General features: G+C 51.6%; 15 protein-coding genes. 4 read left to right on the top strand and 11 right to left on the bottom strand.

The genetic code is table 11. The features are described 5' to 3' along the window. From GOV45_RS18980 to GOV45_RS18970, 3 genes are read left to right on the top strand one after another with little or no spacing between them, the layout of a single operon-like run. Window positions 1-1,419, top strand: a complete 1,419-nt coding sequence (locus tag GOV45_RS18980) for an aminobutyraldehyde dehydrogenase (protein ID WP_170480742.1) — start codon at window positions 1-3, stop codon at window positions 1,417-1,419. Then, on the top strand, window positions 1,419-2,159 hold the full coding sequence (locus GOV45_RS18975; RefSeq protein WP_170480740.1) for an SDR family NAD(P)-dependent oxidoreductase: 741 nt from the start codon (window positions 1,419-1,421) through the stop codon (window positions 2,157-2,159). Before GOV45_RS18980 ends, GOV45_RS18975 begins: the two co-directional genes overlap by 1 nt. After that, complete coding sequence (locus tag GOV45_RS18970; protein ID WP_170480738.1) at window positions 2,159-3,085, top strand: 3-hydroxyacyl-CoA dehydrogenase NAD-binding domain-containing protein; 927 nt, start codon at window positions 2,159-2,161, stop codon at window positions 3,083-3,085. Before GOV45_RS18975 ends, GOV45_RS18970 begins: the two co-directional genes overlap by 1 nt. A 48-nt stretch (window positions 3,086-3,133) precedes the next feature. Here the strand turns inward: GOV45_RS18970 and gntH are convergent, their stop codons facing one another. The 6 genes from gntH to GOV45_RS18940 form a co-directional block, all read right to left on the bottom strand. Further along, window positions 3,134-4,564, bottom strand: coding sequence for a guanitoxin biosynthesis MBL fold metallo-hydrolase GntH (gntH, locus tag GOV45_RS18965; RefSeq protein WP_170480736.1), 1,431 nt, complete (start codon window positions 4,562-4,564; stop codon window positions 3,134-3,136). Between the two features lie 27 nt (window positions 4,565-4,591). After that, window positions 4,592-5,032 carry a DUF3299 domain-containing protein gene (locus GOV45_RS18960; protein ID WP_367648702.1) on the bottom strand — a complete coding sequence of 147 codons (441 nt, stop codon included), beginning with the start codon at window positions 5,030-5,032 and terminating at the stop codon, window positions 4,592-4,594. 307 nt (window positions 5,033-5,339) lie between these two features. Next, complete coding sequence (locus GOV45_RS18955) at window positions 5,340-6,191, bottom strand: 5'-methylthioadenosine/S-adenosylhomocysteine nucleosidase (RefSeq protein ID WP_170480732.1); 852 nt, start codon at window positions 6,189-6,191, stop codon at window positions 5,340-5,342. A gap of 242 nt (window positions 6,192-6,433) precedes the next feature. Next, entirely contained in the window at window positions 6,434-8,362 is a 1,929-nt protein-coding gene (locus GOV45_RS18950) for a DUF3604 domain-containing protein (RefSeq protein ID WP_170480724.1), read from the bottom strand. A gap of 287 nt (window positions 8,363-8,649) precedes the next feature. After that, window positions 8,650-9,483 carry a c-type cytochrome gene (locus GOV45_RS18945; RefSeq protein ID WP_170480718.1) on the bottom strand — a complete coding sequence of 278 codons (834 nt, stop codon included), beginning with the start codon at window positions 9,481-9,483 and terminating at the stop codon, window positions 8,650-8,652. Between the two features lie 42 nt (window positions 9,484-9,525). Then, window positions 9,526-9,999: a cupin domain-containing protein gene (locus GOV45_RS18940; RefSeq protein WP_170480716.1), complete on the bottom strand. Its 474-nt coding sequence runs from the start codon at window positions 9,997-9,999 to the stop codon at window positions 9,526-9,528. An 89-nt stretch (window positions 10,000-10,088) separates the two neighbouring features. Here GOV45_RS18940 and GOV45_RS18935 point away from each other — a divergent pair, with 89 nt between their 5' ends. Continuing rightward, window positions 10,089-10,670: a TetR/AcrR family transcriptional regulator gene (locus GOV45_RS18935; protein WP_170480714.1), complete on the top strand. Its 582-nt coding sequence runs from the start codon at window positions 10,089-10,091 to the stop codon at window positions 10,668-10,670. Between the two features lie 148 nt (window positions 10,671-10,818). Here the strand turns inward: GOV45_RS18935 and GOV45_RS18930 are convergent, their stop codons facing one another. The 5 genes from GOV45_RS18930 to GOV45_RS18910 form a co-directional block, all read right to left on the bottom strand. Then, the gene (locus GOV45_RS18930) at window positions 10,819-11,736 is read right to left on the bottom strand and encodes a dihydrodipicolinate synthase family protein (protein WP_170480712.1); all 918 of its coding nucleotides are present in this window, start codon (window positions 11,734-11,736) and stop codon (window positions 10,819-10,821) included. Further along, a complete protein-coding gene (locus GOV45_RS18925) occupies window positions 11,729-12,409 on the bottom strand; it encodes an aspartate/glutamate racemase family protein (protein ID WP_170480710.1) in 681 nt (226 codons plus the stop codon). The genes GOV45_RS18930 and GOV45_RS18925 overlap by 8 nt, the downstream gene beginning before the upstream one ends. Further along, a complete protein-coding gene (locus GOV45_RS18920; RefSeq protein ID WP_170480708.1) occupies window positions 12,406-12,795 on the bottom strand; it encodes a VOC family protein in 390 nt (129 codons plus the stop codon). Before GOV45_RS18920 ends, GOV45_RS18925 begins: the two co-directional genes overlap by 4 nt. After that, window positions 12,792-14,237 (bottom strand): dihydropyrimidinase, encoded by a 1,446-nt coding sequence (gene hydA / locus GOV45_RS18915; protein WP_170480706.1) that lies wholly within the window; start codon window positions 14,235-14,237, stop codon window positions 12,792-12,794. Before hydA ends, GOV45_RS18920 begins: the two co-directional genes overlap by 4 nt. Window positions 14,238-15,134: 897 nt before the next feature. Further along, on the bottom strand, window positions 15,135-15,470 hold the full coding sequence (locus tag GOV45_RS18910) for a YegP family protein (protein WP_170480704.1): 336 nt from the start codon (window positions 15,468-15,470) through the stop codon (window positions 15,135-15,137). Window positions 15,471-15,786 lie beyond the last annotated feature (316 nt).

Below are 15,786 nucleotides of genomic sequence, written 5' to 3'. Positions count from 1 at the left end.
ATGCAGACAAAAATGCTGATCAATGGAGAGATGGTCGAAGGCGGCGGCAGTGCGTTGCCTATTCTGGACCCTGCGACTGGTGAAACAGTTGCCCATGTTCCTGAGGCCACACCTGAGCAGATCGAGGCTGCTACAGTTGCGGCACATGAGGCCTTTGAGACCTATCGCCTCGTCACACCAGCCGAACGCGCCGGATTGCTCAACACAATTGCCGACGTGATCGAAGAGAACATCGAGGAACTGTCAGAACTTGAGACCCTCGACGTCGGAAAACCGTGGCCGATGGCCCGGGACGAAGAGATGCCGCTGACCATCGATACTTTCAGGTTTATGGCAGGCGCCGCACGCACCATGAACGGATCGGTGGCGGGGGAATACGCGGTTGGCCATACCTCGATGATCCGCAAGGATCCGATCGGTCCGGTAGCTTCTATTGCTCCGTGGAATTACCCATTAATGATGGCCGCATGGAAAATTGCTGCCCCGCTGGCTGCTGGCTGCACTATTGTTATGAAGCCGTCCGAGATCACACCGATTGCCACGTTGCGGTTGGCGGAATTGCTGACCGACGTACTGCCAAAAGGCGTGTTGAATATATTACATGGCAGGGGGTCTTCCGTCGGGGATAAACTGATAAACGACCCACGTATCGAAGGGATTTCCGTAACAGGCTCGCCCGCGACAGGTATGGCAGCAATGCGGGCCGCGTCCAACCAGATCCGACATGTGCATCTGGAGCTTGGAGGCAAAGCACCGGTTATCGTGTTTGACGACGCCGATATCGACGCAGTGGCCGAAATGATCCGTTACGGCTCGTTCTTTAACGCGGGTCAGGATTGCGCTCAGCCATGTCGGTTAATGGTGCAGAATGGTATCTACGACAAGGTCGTTGCTGCGGTTGCCGATCAGGTCGGCCAGATCAAGGTGGGAGCGCCAAGGTCGGATGGCGCCGAAATGGGTCCCGTCGTCTCTGCGGTTCAGCGTGATCGCGTCGCCGGGTTTGTCGACCGGGCGCGCAGCAGTGCGGAAATCGCTGTTGGCGGAAAAGTGGATGAAGGGCCTGGGTTTTTCTATCAGCCAACAGTCGTGGCCAATGTTGACAACGACGCCGAGATCGCAAGCAGCGAGGTGTTCGGTCCCGTCGTCACTTTGTCGCGGTTTTCGGATTCCGCAGATGCGCTTCGGACCGCCAATGCCGGACGTTATGGCTTGGCCTCGTCAATCTGGACTAAAGATCTTTCGACCGCGATGAAAATGTCAGCGCAGCTGCGTTATGGAATGACTTGGGTGAACACGCACGGGATGCCTGCTGCCGAAATGCCATGGGCCGCGATGAAAGGCTCGGGCACCGGGTGCGACATGTCCGTATATGCCTTGGATGCCTATACTTCGGTTCGCCACGTAATGGTGGCACACTGATGAGACTGGTAGGAAAAAATGCATTTGTTACCGGTGGACGTCAGGGCATTGGAAGGGGAATCGTTGATGCTTTTGTAAGCGAAGGCGCAGCTGTCACGACTTGTGGGCGCGGTCCCAGACCTGAGGGGTTATCTTCAAATATTGTTTGGCATTCACTTGACGTCACCGATGCCGTGGCGGTTCAGAAGCTGGCGTCGAATATGAAAACGACGGACATCCTTGTTAACAACGCGGGTGTTCAAGTTGAAAAGACAGTTACTGACAGCTCGGATGCTGATTGGGACGCGGTGATCGGTGTAAATTGCAGGGGTGTTTTCAATGTCTGCCGCGCATTTATTCCGCGCATGTTGTCGGGTGGATCGATCGTAAATATCGGCTCGATCTCAGGAAATGTCGCCGATCCATCAATGGCGCTCTATAATGCCTCCAAGGCATTCGTGCACGGGCTGACAAGATCAATCGCTGTTGATCATGGACCTGACATCCGCTGCAATGCAATTTGCCCTGGCTGGATTGAAACGGGCATGTTGGATGCCGGCTTTGATCTGGCGACCGATCCTGCAGTTGCCCGCAGTGATGCATTGGCGCGACACCCTTCGCGCCGGTTTGGCACCCCCGAGGATATTGCCAATATGTCGGTCTGGCTGGCATCGGATGAGGCCGGATTTGCAACCGGCCAGTTGTTTACAATCGATGGCGGCATGACGGCGGCCTCGCCACTAAATCCGGGATTATTCTGATGGAATTCCAACATACAGCGTGTTTGGGCGGTGGTGTTATTGGTGCCAGTTGGGCCGCCTTGTTTCTGGCCTCGGGCCGATCAGTTGCAATGTATGACCCGGAACCGGGTGTAGAAGCAAAAGTTCGCGCATATATCGAGTCCGCATGGCCCGCAATGGCCCAGTTGGGACTTACGCAAAATGGAACACCAGACGCTATCTCGTTTCATCCATCAGCTGCAGACGCAGTGAATGGGGCCTTGTTTGTACAGGAAAGCGTGCCCGAAAGACTGCGGATAAAACACGCAACTTTTTCTGCCATCGAACCTGCACTTTCTCCAGATGCGATTGTGGCAAGCTCGGCCTCTGGCCTTACTCTAAAGCAAATGCAGCCCGGTTGGGTTGATCCGGGACGTTTTGTGTTGGGCCACCCGTTTAATCCACCGCATTTGATTCCCTTGGTTGAAGTAATTGGCAACGACAAGACTGGTTGTGGCGTGGTGGATGCGACAGAACAATTCTATAAGAGCGTCGGCAAAACAACCATTCGGATAAACAAAGAGGTGCCCGGTCACGTAGCCAATCGTCTGCAAGCCGCAATTTGGCGTGAGGCTGTAAATCTTGTAGTTTCAGGAGTCGCGTCTGTCGAAGATGTCGACAAAGCCGTTTGGGCAGGGCCCGGCCTTAGGTGGGCTGCTATGGGGCCAACGATGTTATTCAACCTTGGGGCAGGCGAAGGTGGCCTCAAGGCATTCTGCGATCATTTCTCGGACACATTCAATGGTTGGTGGGACGATTTGGGCGAAGTCCATCTAACAGAAGAAGTTTCCAATAAACTTGTCGAAGGCGTTGAGGCCGAGGCCCGCGGATTATCTCCTGCAGAGTTGTCGCAAAAACGAGATGAACTGATAGTGGCATTGCAACAATCTATCAAGGATCTGCGCTGAAGCGGCGTCGGCGGGTTCTTACGACCCGGGCCGACTCTGTTTGCGCGTTTATTCTAATCCCAATGTCGCACGATTTGCTTTTCGTTTGGCCCATGTGTCACCCATGCCATCCCTGAAACTCGGAGGAAGATCTTCAAGCTCGATAACCAAGTCGCGGTCGGCGGTCGGCCATTCCTGCAATAGCTCAGGTTTGTAACCTTCTGGGTAGTATAAATCCGGATCGATCTCGGATGACCTGACATCCGCGTTCTGAATGTCTTCCCGAGATTTCGGAGGCGCAGGTACAACTAGTTGGTTGTTGTCAAAATTGAACTGCGGCGCCCGGTTGTTTGGGTAATCCGGAATTATGCCTTCACGTACCCAAATCTGGTCCTTTGTCACGTTTACGACGATTCCGTCCGGAGCCCCGAAATGGTAGGGACCTTTCCAGTGTTCGCGGATCTCAGCAACAGTTTCTTCGTTTAAGTAAGGGTCAAACGGCATGTGCGTCGTCATGAACATGCGGGGTTGGATTAGGTTTGCAACATAGCCAGCTGCATAACCGGGAGTGTGGTGCGTATCGATCGTGTAACGCGCCAGAAACGGCGGAACGCCCTGAACGCCGGCGCTGATTTCAACAAGTTCAGTCTGGGTTTCCGTCACATACACATCGCAACCCTTGGCCCATTTGACGTCTCTTTCATTCGGCCGGCCGTCGCCTGTCCAAACAAAGCACAGGTCATTCCAATCGAGGCGATAGGCCGAAGCTCCATCCTTGGCGTGGCTGCGTTGCCAATGGATTACCTTGACGCCGTTCTCATCAAGGATCACGCCACCTTCGTCTGTGTAGTCGAACTCGTTGACTTCAATGTCGTGCCCCTGACCAACCGGAAAAACGCTGAACGCATCGGTATGCCACCGCACCATCTGCTTCATGCCTTCGATCATTGATGCTAGACCGTATTCAGGCGCGCTGCCGGATGGGCCAAAAACGCGTAGCGGATTGTGCCACCGGCCCGCCCAACCGCCGAACACATATATGTACGGTAGCGCGTTGTAATGATCGACATGCAAGTGGGTAATAAAAATCTTGTCGAGTTCGTTCAACGCAATGTTTGATGCGTTGATATTAGCAACTGAACCCTCGCCCACATCGAACAAATAGTTCTCGCCATTACCTAATTGAACAAGGATCGAAGTATTCATTTGTCCGGGGCGGATAATCGGAGAGGTGCCCATGAATATGATGCGCATCTCGTTCGGTTGAATGTCCTCGGTTCCTGGGAACCAATTTGAAGCTGAATTCAACCAAGGGTGTGGAGAGATACCCTCGAACAAAAGCCCTTCCTTCCACCTTTCGCCGGGAACTCCACCGAACAAAGCAGCACGCATGTCCTCGACCGTGGAAGTTTCAGCAACCGGTGGAGGCGTAGGGGTTTGCGTCTGAACAATCGTTGGAAAGGCGGCCAATGCCATCGCGCAAAGTCTTTTTAAGATCATTGTCTTTTCCTTATCCCTGTTGCCGGCTCAGAATTCGACTTTTTCGAATTCCTCCACCTGCATTGAATATGACGAATGTGCTAAATCCGTTTCCGCAAATACGGTGCGCAATACACCTACGGCGTAGACTGGTTCAAACATCCCCTCGATTGTTTGTGGTTGCTTTGAAATTGCGTAAACAACTTGATTGGGCGGTGGTGGCGGCACGTGGATGCAAGCACCGATAAACGGTACGAGAAGGAACTCGGTCCCACGTGTTTTGTCGAATTCGAGAGAGACAAGAAAACCCGGCAATCTCACTCTTTGGTGGTTGAGCTCGGGAACAATTGCATAATGGCGGGGGTCGCTGAACGTCCGGCTGGGCAGCGAAGAGTGGGATAATGCCTGCCGGTCGTAGGACGCTCCTCTAGCCTTTAAGGGAACCAGGTCTTTCCACCTAATTTCGTGCGGCAGATCTGAAGCTAACACCGAGCGTATGCCGACAAAAGCAGTCGGAGCACTTAATAAAAAAGCTCGCCTTGTTGTGAGCGCGGACACTGTTTCAGACACCCAATTTCAACGTTTCTAAAATGTTAAACCAAATCCGGTTTTTCATTCATATTATCGAATGAATTATACAACGCAATGATCGCAACGTTCGAATTCGGTTGCTTAAGAAATTGTCAGAGTGACCTCGGGCAGCCCAATCAAGAATTTGATTTCAGTCATGGTTTGATGTCTTAGGACGCAGCAAGTTTTGGGCCGCCTGTCTTGGAAGACCTGTAAAGGGCGTGTTTCAGTCCAGCTCGGAAATGAAAGCTTCGATCAGGTTTGCGAGATTGGTTCCCGCTAACGACATGAATATGTCAAATTGGTTATGCCCGCTTTCACCGCCTGCCAAATCAGACAATGCTCGAAATGCTAAAAAAGGGATCTCATTTGCATCTGCTACTTGGGCGATTGCCGCAGACTCCATGTCCAGAACACGAGCGTCAAAGGAATTATGGGCCCATTCTCTAAATTCAGCATTGTCAACGAATGCGGTTCCGGTGACACCACCGCCCCCGATATGGACCTCTGGAAAATGATCAAGCTTGAGACCTTCAGCGCTGACGGCAGTCAGTTTGACTTTCTTTGAAGCTCGTTCTGCAACCTCAAGATATTTGGCATCGGCCGGAAACCAAAATCGACTTTTTCCATGACCCGCAAGTTCCTCGAACGTGCCGACGTTGATAGTATGCATCATCCCAAACCTTGGAAACTGCGAGGATAAAAAAGTAGGTAGTTCGAACCCATTTTCTGTTTTTCGGGCGAAAGCCATCTCCATGTATTGTCCCCAGCGAGTGGGAATAGAGATGTCACCGATCGTAAGATTAGGGTCAGCCCCACCTGCAACGCCGGAAACGATTATTCCAGTGATGTCAAAATTATCGATCGCAAGTTGGGTGGTCATTGCAGCGTTGACCATCGAGACACCCGAGGAAAACACGATAACCGGCTTACCGAGTAGTTCCCCGATCAAAAACTCCCGATTTAAGATATTCAGTGAACTTGGATTTTCCAGCCTACTGCGGAGCACCTCAATTTCTGGATCAAAAGCAGAAATGAGAGCTAGCCGGGATTTTTTGTCGACGGACTGCGCGATCATTTTACCTCCGAAAGGCGCTGTAAACTGAACACCAATCCATGAATGAAATCATCCTTTTCTTTAGGCGCCAAATAAGCTCCCAAGGTCAATGCGACTGCAAACAATTTGGACAATCGCATCAAGAGAAGATGGTCACATTGACCATCCGGTTATCGAATTTGTACCCGTGCTTCCAAGAACAGCAACCTTGTCCTGATTAGTGATCCGGATGTCGGTTTTCTTTATCAAGAAATATTTCTGATCTAGCCCTCCGGAGTATACCAGATGGGCGAGGTATAAGCTCTTTCCTGATGACTCCTTGGAACATCGGCCGTCATCTGGATGCCATAGAACTTTTCATCATATGCTTGCCAAGTGGGTGTGGGTATTTCAAGCACCCTGGCATAATAAACAGCCGGCACTTTGGGGTCGAAATCAGGATCGATCCATACGGCGCGCAGTTCTGCGTCGCCGATTGAGTTGGTGTAGGTTGCGTTAGCCTCGTCCACGGTGTTGCCGACAGATTCTCTCGCTCGCCCGTCGGATCCGATTTCACGGCCATCCGAGACAGCAACGTCGTAGACGCGTTCTTGGCGCGATCCTTCCGCGTCGACCCAACCTTTTATGATCTGGATACGATCCAGGTTGCCGGAATCTGGGTCCTTGAGTGCACCGACCATGAACACGGGCGCACTTGCGTCATTCCGAGCAGACGGAAGATCGCCGCCCATTGGAACGCCTCTGGCATATCCGATATCCACGACGTTAGGGCGAAAGACATCATCTTCTGAGTAATCCCAACCTCCAAAGAACCTTACGGCCATCCGCGTTCCAGTTGTTGCAAAAACCTCCTTGGCTTGCATGGCATCAAAGAGGGCAGCCCTAGTATTCTCGCGTGCCCATACCCCTGCAAGACCAGCGGCAAGCGCCTCGTATTCAAACGTAGAGAGCATGTCGTCGCCGCTTAGTGCCTGTATGACATAGTGTTCCCAACGAGTTGGGGAGGGTTCCGACGAAGGCATCTTACCCCAGAAATTATCATCCCGGGTTGTGGCCACGGCTGTGTGGGCATCCGTTGCTCCGATTTGGCCGAACTTGAAGGGATTAATGCCCAATTCCAGCTCTTGCTGAAGACCGACCTGCAGGGCTGATCGGCTGTATTCAAATGGAAGCATCTCAGGCGTCTTTGCTTGGAACCCCGCGATATCACCCTTGTCCCACGTTCCATAGTCAGCGAATTCGTCGTCTGGCGACAGAGCTGGGTGGGTCTCACCATCGCCCTTGATCTGAGTAACTTCGACGATGGGTTCCCAGCGCATGCGAGTTTCCGCGTATTCCGAGTCTATGGGTTCACCGTTAAGCTTTTCAGTTGCGAACATCAGGCCATTAGAGAGGTTCCCGTTATGCGGAATGGCGAGCACAGAACCGCCAGTTTCAGTTTCATAGCTCTCCATGTAGGCCCAAAGATCCTCTGGGTCCGGGCTATGAAAAGCTGAAAACGGCAGAACCTGCCCTGCTTTCCGTCCGTCTTCCTTGAAAACAACCACCCTGTGCAGGTTGGAAGGTTGTTGCTGGTTGTTGATGGAAGTCCACTCGAAACCAATGAATGCTGTGAAACTTCCAGGGTCATTATATTGGTCGGCAAGCTCTATCTGTCGGTCCCAGATCGTCCGGTTGATTTTTGGGTTGTCGATCACGTCCCGGTTCTGCGATACACCATCAGTGCCCCAAAGCCTGAACGCTTCGTAGCCTTCGCCGGCCTGAACAAGATCGTAGAAACGTTTTCCATATTCCGTGGCTAGAAGATCGCGATTAGCTTCGGCTAGCATGACCGGCATGCCAAGATTTTCGGCGTGGTCCGAAACCACCAGAAAGTCCAACGGCCGCCCAATTCGTACACGCTGACCCGAGGATGTGATCACCTCTTCGCCGCGAGCAAATCGGTAAGCATCTTCTGGAGTTAACGTGTTGCCAATCATTCCGGCGTCCGTGGAAAACATCGTGTGAAGATGAGTGTCTCCCCAATAAAGGCCTTCCGCGAAGTTCCGGTTGCGCACAGTGCGTTCGACAAACGGAGAATAGTTCTGAGGAGGGCCAGCAATGTCTTCCGCCGCAGGAGCAATGTCTTGAGCAAATGCAGTAAACGGCAGTGCAATCGTTATTACTGATAGGTTAGCCGATGAACGAAGCATAATTCCCTCCAATCTCCAATAAAACTAATCATGTTCGGCAATGATCATTTGTAACAATAACACAGATTTATGGACCGAGCATATTTGGAACGCTCCGGCATTTGTAATTCCATAGGCTGTTAGCTGACTTACGAAACCTAATTCGCATTCCAAGCAGAAATTCAAAGAATTTTCGGTGAATTCCCACGACAAGACAGAATAGGAACCCAAGGCGTATTCCACTCGGTAGAAACAAGTCTAAATAGCGCACTGGATAACGCTAAATCCGCAGCATTTCGCTTAGCTTTTTATGGATCAGGCAGGGGTGGGATGGTACGCAGATACATTACTATGGCTTCGAGATCTTCGGGCGACATCGTTGCATAATAGGCGTAACCCATAGGCGGTAGCATTTGGCTTCCGTCTGGTCTTTTGCCTGAAACGATAATGGTCTTCAGGTCATCGTCTGAATATCCTGCAAGACCGTCCTGATGGCTCGTGATATTGGGTGCGACGGAAACGCCCCACGGTCCGTGAAACTCGAACCCTCCTGCCCCTAGATGAGTATCAAACATCGGACCTTTGGGCCCGAAAGTCGTGTGGCACTCCGTACAATGCGCGACTGGTCCAGCAAGATAAGCACCGTATTCGACCGTCACGCCGCTCGGTGGCGCCGAAACTGTCTCAAGTGGCGGACCATAGGCAGGTGGCAGCGGAAAATTGTAGGTGGACAAAGGTGTCTCAATGTCACTGGAGGGTATTGTTCGCAGGAACATGACCATCGACATGAGATCGTCATCGCTCAGTCCGCGATACAAGCCGATTGGCATCGGCGGTCCGATGACTGTACCGTCAGGGCGGATACCTTCGCGTATCGCTCGGGCAAGGTCTGCATCGCTCCAATCCGCAACACGGCTACCCGGAGTTATGTTGGCTGCCCATGCCTCCATCATGTCATTCTTTTCGATCATCATGCCGCCAAGCTCATTTGTCATATCGGGCCCATTCGGTCCTTGCGGCGTATGGCAATTTCCGCACGCCGCAGGCCCTCGTACGAGGTATTCACCACGTTCCAAACTCGGTTCAGCAATGGTGGACAGAGGAAAAAGTATGACAACAATGTTAAAAGCTAGTTGTTTCATTTCTTTATCCTCATTTGGCTCGGGCAATACATCGAAACTGGCTCAGGCTGGAGCTTTGTCGGGGGCAAGTATTGTCATGCCGACTTTATCGGCGACGGCCATGATCGCCGGAATATCCGGTGGGCCATCAGGCCTCGGAACGTCTGTCGTCCCGTCCGGCATTTCTTCTCCTGCCTCGGTAAAGAACGTGTCGTGCATGGCACCTGGTGAGTTAATGCAAAGCAGACGCCCGGGTTCTTGCCCGGTGCAAGAAAATGCATGAATTGCGCCCTCTGGGACTTTAACGAAGTCTCCGCTTTTTACTTTCGTTGTCTCGCCGTTCACTAGAAACTCAAACTCGCCTTCAAGCACAAAAAAGCTTTCGTCCTCGCCGGCGTGGTGATTGGGCGGGGCTCCAGCCCCTGGCGCGGTTTTTATTTCGACAATCGTGTAACGATCTCCGGTCTCAGAAGGGAAAGCGTGAAATGTCAAAAGGTTACCAAGTAAGTGATAAATTCGAGGGCGAGGTTGCGTCATCAAGACAACTCCCTTTTTTTGAAATTGGCGTGTTGTTATGATACATATATCTAGTTATAAGACAAGTGTCTCATTATATGAGAAGAGCATTGAGTACACGGATCAACCAGAAGAATAGAACAAGAGAAGCGCTTTTAGTGGCAGCGCGTGAGCTTATGTCCGAAGGGCAAGAGGTCACGCTGGCGAAAGTCGCAGAACGCGCAAGGACAAGCCGCGCGACTGTCTACCGGTACTTTTCAGATCCAGGAGTACTGGCGCTGGACGCGACCTTGGACATTGAAGTGAGACCTACGTCTGAATTGCTCGTCGGAATCGATGATGTCCGAACCCGCGTACATGCTGTTGCGCGTTACTACCTTGATTTTTCGAGGGATCACGAGACCTATTTTCGCCAGTTTCTAGGAGAGACCCTAAAGGTCTCGTTGAAAAAAGGAACTGTCAAAATGCGCGGAGCCAGAAGAGTAGATGCGTTTGGTGAAGCCCTTGAACCCCTTCGCTATTCGATGAAGCCCAGGGAATACGAAGATCTGAAACTACGGTTATCCATGACCACTGGCATGGAACAATTCATTATACTTGAGGACATTCTACGGGTGGACCGGGATACCGGCTACCGTCTTCAAGAAGGTCTCGTGGATGCATTGTTGGATCAATATCTGCCGGAAACATAAGATTTTCTGGCATAGGGTGCAGGGTCAACGGGAACCCTTAAAGCGCGGTCCGTTTTATAAGCGCTCAGAACCCAATGCAGGCAACGACGGCGAAACCTATTTTCGACCAGAGCTTTGAGAATGGATTTCTGAATTGCGAGCCACTTTCCTAAATCCCAAGCTCCCTTAAACGCTGCTCCTGTCGGGCGGCAAGAGCGTCGATTTCTGTAATCGCAAGGGCCGTTAATTCAGTTCCCGGTTTGCGAAGAGTGGGGTGTGCAATAATACCTTGTTTAGCCAAAGAGTGCTTTCGGATGGCAAGACCCATACCTGGCTGCGCCTCATACCGGATCATGGGCATATAGGCGTCAAAGATATCGCGAGCGAGGTCGATGTCTCCGCCAAGAAAGGCATTCAGAACCTGTCGCATCATTTCAGGATATCCAAAGCCAGTCATGGCGCCATCGGCCCCACGAAGCAATTCTTCCAGCAGATACATCCCTCCATTCCCGCACAGAATTGATATTCGGCGCGATCCCGCATCGGACGCCTTGCGCAGTGTTGTGATTTTTTCGAGTCCTGGCCAGTCTTCGTGCTTCAGCATCACGCAGGTCGGGCAATCTTCAACGATTTTCAATACCACAGACGGTGATATTTGTACGCCTGTTGCAAGCGGAAAATCCTGCAGAACAAAGGGAATATCGCCCAGGGCGTCTGCCGTGTTGTGGAAATAACCGATGATCTGAGCATCTGTTTGCAATCCCATGGGTGGTGCAACCATCACGCCAGCTGCTCCAGCTCCCATCGCTTCGCTTCCAAGGGCTGTCATTGCTGAAAAACCGGGGGCCGAAACACCGACGATAACCGGAACAGCGCAACGTGATATGACGCGCTGAACGACTGACACAGATTCTGAGGCTGACAACTTTCCGGCTTCGCCCATCATGCCAAGAATGGTCAGGCCGTTGGCGCCTCGTTCAATATAGGCGTCGATCATGCGATCTATGCTGTCAAAATCCAATGCACCGTCAGGAAGGAAAGGTGTGGCGGCTATGGTGAAGACGCCCTTTGTTGATTCATTAAGCATGATCAACCCTTTGCAATTTGTGAGATAATCTTAGGCGCATCTGCCCCAATGCAATACTTGCTGCAGCCTGGGTAGGTTCTACAACTGGCAGACCTGTTGCCTCCTGCAATGGTTCACGGTAACGCGCCATGCCCGCACAACCCATTATCAATACGTCTGCACCGTCTTCGTCGCGAAGTCGTTTTCCCGTCGCGATCATGGCATCCAAGCTTTTTGTTCCATCTGTAAGATCCGCGACGCCAAGGCCCAAAGGGCGATCCCCCGCCAATCGGCCCAGCACCCCCATGCCGCCAAAGGCGCGCAAATGGCGAGGAACCGAATTGGGAAGGATCGCAATTACACCAAACCTGTGGCCAAGGCCAAGTGCGGTCATGACCGAGGCCTCCTGAATGCCCACAACCGGGAGGGCAGTCTGGTCCCGCAATGCATGCAGCCCCGGATCGCCGAAGCAGGCAATAACAAAACCTGCCGCATCTTTCTGAGCGGCGGCTAGTGCCAGCATCGGATTGATAGTCTGGTCCGCTTGTCGCTGGCTTTCAATGCCTGGGGGACCTTCGGCAAGTGTCAGGCATCGGATTGGAATGCCGAAACTTCGCAGCGGATCGACGGCCTGATCAATGCAGTTTGTTACTATACTGGATGAGTTGGGGTTGATGATGATCAGTGCACTCATGCGCCAAGCCCCGTCGCAGATTGGATTTCAATCTGATAGCCTTCAGTATCATTGAAAACGAATGCGCGGATGCCGAGGTCGCGATTCTCGAAAAACTCTGACAGACCATCCAGATTTTTTCCTTTGGCATAGGAATACCAGTCATCTACGTCAGGTACCCTAATGCACAGTTGAACCGGCTTAACTGCCGTCCATTTGTGCATGCCCTTGTTTTCGTCCACCAAGCCCACATGCGCTGCCTGACAAATCCGGTAAATTTTGCACCACCCCTGATCGATGGCGAGCGGCAAACCCAACACTTCTTCGTAGAATTGCATCGCGGCTGGCAGATCGCGGTAGTAAAAAAACGTGATCGCCAGTTGGTTGTTTGTTTCAGGTCTTTTCATTTTGTTTCCGCCTCAGCGGTTCGCCTATTGGGTTTGGTTGCCAGAAACGGTCGATGAATCCACTTTCCGTTCCCCGGCGATCCCAAGAAAACACCATCTTGTACAAGTGGCTGGCCACGGAGCATTACAAGATCGGGCCATCCTGTTACGCTGTATCCGGCCCAAGGGTTGTAACCCACATTATCGTGCAAATCGTTCGTACCATACGTCACAGTTTTCTCGGGGTCCCAAACAACAATGTCCGCATCCATGCCTTCAGCAATGGCACCTTTCCTTTGAAGCCCATAAATCCTGGCGGCAGAGTGTGAGGTCAACTCGGCGAAAGCTTGGGGTCCACCGCGCCCCTGAGTTACCATCGCGTTGAACAAAATCGGTAATCGCGTCTCCAATCCCGGCAATCCATTTGCTATCTGATGGAAGCCCGGGTTGGTACCGGCTGCCAATTTACCAGATTCATCAAAGCGGTATGGTGCATGATCGGAAGACACCAAGCTGAGCGTTTCGCCAAGCAGCGCTGCCCATAAAGCATCTTGATCATGCTTGGTGCGTTGTGGTGGTGAGCACATCCACTTGGCACCCTGAAGCCCAGGTTTATCTAGTATGTCTTCGGTCATTAGTAGGTAATGCGTGCACGTCTCCGCCCAAACCGGAGCGCCACGAGCCTTTGCCGCTGCAATCGCAGACGCGCCGTCGGAAGTTGAAATGTGAAACAGCATCACAGGTTGGTCTAGGTATTCAGCAAATCGGCATATGCGTTCTACCGCCTCAATTTCCGCCATTCTTGGACGCGACCGGGCGTGATCCAGCGGGGAAACATGGCCCGCCCTGATCAAATTATCCTTGGCCTGTGCAATAATGGCGTCGTTTTCTGCGTGGACACATACCAAAGCGCCGCTCTGCCTTGCTTTCTCAAAAATATCCAGCAGTTGGCCATCGTTAAGTTGGATATTGTATGTCGTGAACACTTTGAGTGACCTGTGACCGGCGTTAATCAGAGCAGCAAGGTCGTTGTCAAACTCATCGACTTCCGTATCGGTCACAGTGAGGTGGAATGCGTAATCGATCATCGCGCCTCGTGCAGCACGGGCGGCATAGTCGGCAACTGTTTCAGAAAGCAACTGCCCCCTGGCTTGGGCAGCAAATGAAATTACGCTTGTTGTGCCGCCCATGGCAGCGGACTTTGTGGCAGTTTCGAACGTGTCTGCATTCCAAAGCCCCATGCCGGACATCTGTTCAATATGGGCATGAGGATCGACGCCGCCAGGCATTACCCATTTGCCACTGGCAAAGATGCGCCTTTTGGTTTTGGTGACCGACGTTCCTATCGACACGATCCTGCCGTCGGTAATAGCAAGATCGCCTTCAACAATCCCTTCTGGCGTAACCACCCGACCATCGTGGATTACAAGGTCGACCCCAGAGCTCATAAATCCTGCCTTCATCAATAGTTGCCTTTGTTTTTAACATGCCCGCATTAGGCGGTTCTGCAAAGCGAAACACCTAATGAGAACTGAAGTAGCTGGTTGGCTGCCGTTAATGGGCGTCAAAAACCTCATTAGCGCGGACAATACTCGAATGATTTTTGTAACAAGAACACATGGGCCAATGGTAAGTTGTAACTTATCAATTGATCAAACAATTCTGTTCACCGCAAAAAGGCGGCGCTTGGGTTTGTGAGCGAGTGCGTAGGTGGGATTTGATATACCGGGACTTCAGAACTTGAGGCTGACATTCGTTCAATTCCCTGAACTCGGTTTGAAAGATTGTTAAACTAAGACCAAAATAGCTGACGAATTGTGGAGATAGTACTTGCAGCTCATGAAGGCGTCGGAATTTTCGGCCTATTTAAGATCTGCAAGGGTAACCGATCTACTGGGTTGCGTGCTGACGAGGATACGTTGCCTAAAATGATGGATTGAGGGATGAGTAGCGTGCTGAGCTTCCTGGAGCAATCAAAGGGGCAAATTCTGTCAGTATCGGACCGGATGATATGCCCCCGCAGTACGTGTTTTCACGGGTACTATGGCCTCGGATGTGAGCTTGGTAAGCGTAACGCCAACTCTTGCCGGAATGCGCATGACCAAATCTGCCGAAGAGCTGTGTTTAGCACGCCATGCCGGTCAGGTCGCCATTGAGATGATGTGCTGGCCGTCGTGTAATTGGTGATGAGGCGTCCGAATACGAGGTCTCTTTGGGGAGCGCAATAAGTTACTGCGGGTGTCAAAAGCACGTTGGTTCACTATCCCAAAGGGGAAGTGAAAATTCTAATTTAGATTTGATTTGTTGACCGCGAAAGCGGTTCTTTTCAGCTTTCGCGGGTAATTTTCTGGAAACAGCCGTCAGCCAGTTTGGTCATCCAGTCTTGCGTCAGGCGCATTTTTTTTGACGGACTCAATCCCATTGTCCCGAGCCGCGGTACTGCTGTATTGTTCGCTAGTTCCTATTACTTGCCCGTTCGACGCCCTTAGATTGAACATAGGATTCCCAGAACTGGTATCCTTGCGCTCATAACGGCTGTCATCACTTGCATTGCGTCGCACCGAGTCGATGCCGTTTTCGGCGCTGGCTTTTTGCTTGTATCCCTCGCTGGCGAGAATAATTTCGCCATTCCCCGCCTTTAGCCGAAACCGAAATTCGCCGGCTTTGTCTGTGTAGAGTTCAAATTTTCCAGCCATGATATTCTCTCCTCAAAATATGCTGAAAATCAGTCTTGAAAACAGTTTTTCCAATAGCAAGAAAAATTTGACTTTAAATTCTGTCACAACCGAGATCGTAGCGTCAGTGTCCATCAAAACGGATCGGCCTAAGTTATGTCAAAAGCGTTTGGAATAATCTAAGGGTCTCGCTTGAACATCGTGCTTTTTGCTCGTGATTGCACCGCGGCCATTTTTGGAGAACCGGGGTTGCGCGTGAACTCAACACGACTTTGGAACATTAACGTTCCAGCGAAAATAAGTTCCCAGGAAAATTTCCAACTGATAATCTAAGATA

This window comes from Ruegeria arenilitoris (assembly GCF_013035425.1).
Classification (GTDB): Bacteria; Pseudomonadota; Alphaproteobacteria; order Rhodobacterales; family Rhodobacteraceae; genus Ruegeria; species Ruegeria arenilitoris_A.
This window is presented reverse-complemented; position numbering and strand designations above follow the sequence as displayed.

What these genes read in the sequence shown, in the direction of transcription:
- GOV45_RS18980 (WP_170480742.1), top strand. Translation starts at nt 1, where the DNA reads ATGCAGACAAAAATGCTGATCAATGGAGAGATGGTCGAAGGCGGCGGC.
- GOV45_RS18975 (WP_170480740.1), top strand. Translation starts at nt 1,419, where the DNA reads ATGAGACTGGTAGGAAAAAATGCATTTGTTACCGGTGGACGTCAGGGC.
- GOV45_RS18970 (WP_170480738.1), top strand. Translation starts at nt 2,159, where the DNA reads ATGGAATTCCAACATACAGCGTGTTTGGGCGGTGGTGTTATTGGTGCC.
- gntH (WP_170480736.1), bottom strand. Translation starts at nt 4,564, where the DNA reads ATGATCTTAAAAAGACTTTGCGCGATGGCATTGGCCGCCTTTCCAACG.
- GOV45_RS18955 (WP_170480732.1), bottom strand. Translation starts at nt 6,191, where the DNA reads ATGATCGCGCAGTCCGTCGACAAAAAATCCCGGCTAGCTCTCATTTCT.
- GOV45_RS18950 (WP_170480724.1), bottom strand. Translation starts at nt 8,362, where the DNA reads ATGCTTCGTTCATCGGCTAACCTATCAGTAATAACGATTGCACTGCCG.
- GOV45_RS18945 (WP_170480718.1), bottom strand. Translation starts at nt 9,483, where the DNA reads ATGAAACAACTAGCTTTTAACATTGTTGTCATACTTTTTCCTCTGTCC.
- GOV45_RS18940 (WP_170480716.1), bottom strand. Translation starts at nt 9,999, where the DNA reads ATGACGCAACCTCGCCCTCGAATTTATCACTTACTTGGTAACCTTTTG.
- GOV45_RS18930 (WP_170480712.1), bottom strand. Translation starts at nt 11,736, where the DNA reads ATGCTTAATGAATCAACAAAGGGCGTCTTCACCATAGCCGCCACACCT.
- GOV45_RS18925 (WP_170480710.1), bottom strand. Translation starts at nt 12,409, where the DNA reads ATGAGTGCACTGATCATCATCAACCCCAACTCATCCAGTATAGTAACA.
- GOV45_RS18920 (WP_170480708.1), bottom strand. Translation starts at nt 12,795, where the DNA reads ATGAAAAGACCTGAAACAAACAACCAACTGGCGATCACGTTTTTTTAC.
- hydA (WP_170480706.1), bottom strand. Translation starts at nt 14,237, where the DNA reads ATGAAGGCAGGATTTATGAGCTCTGGGGTCGACCTTGTAATCCACGAT.
- GOV45_RS18910 (WP_170480704.1), bottom strand. Translation starts at nt 15,470, where the DNA reads ATGGCTGGAAAATTTGAACTCTACACAGACAAAGCCGGCGAATTTCGG.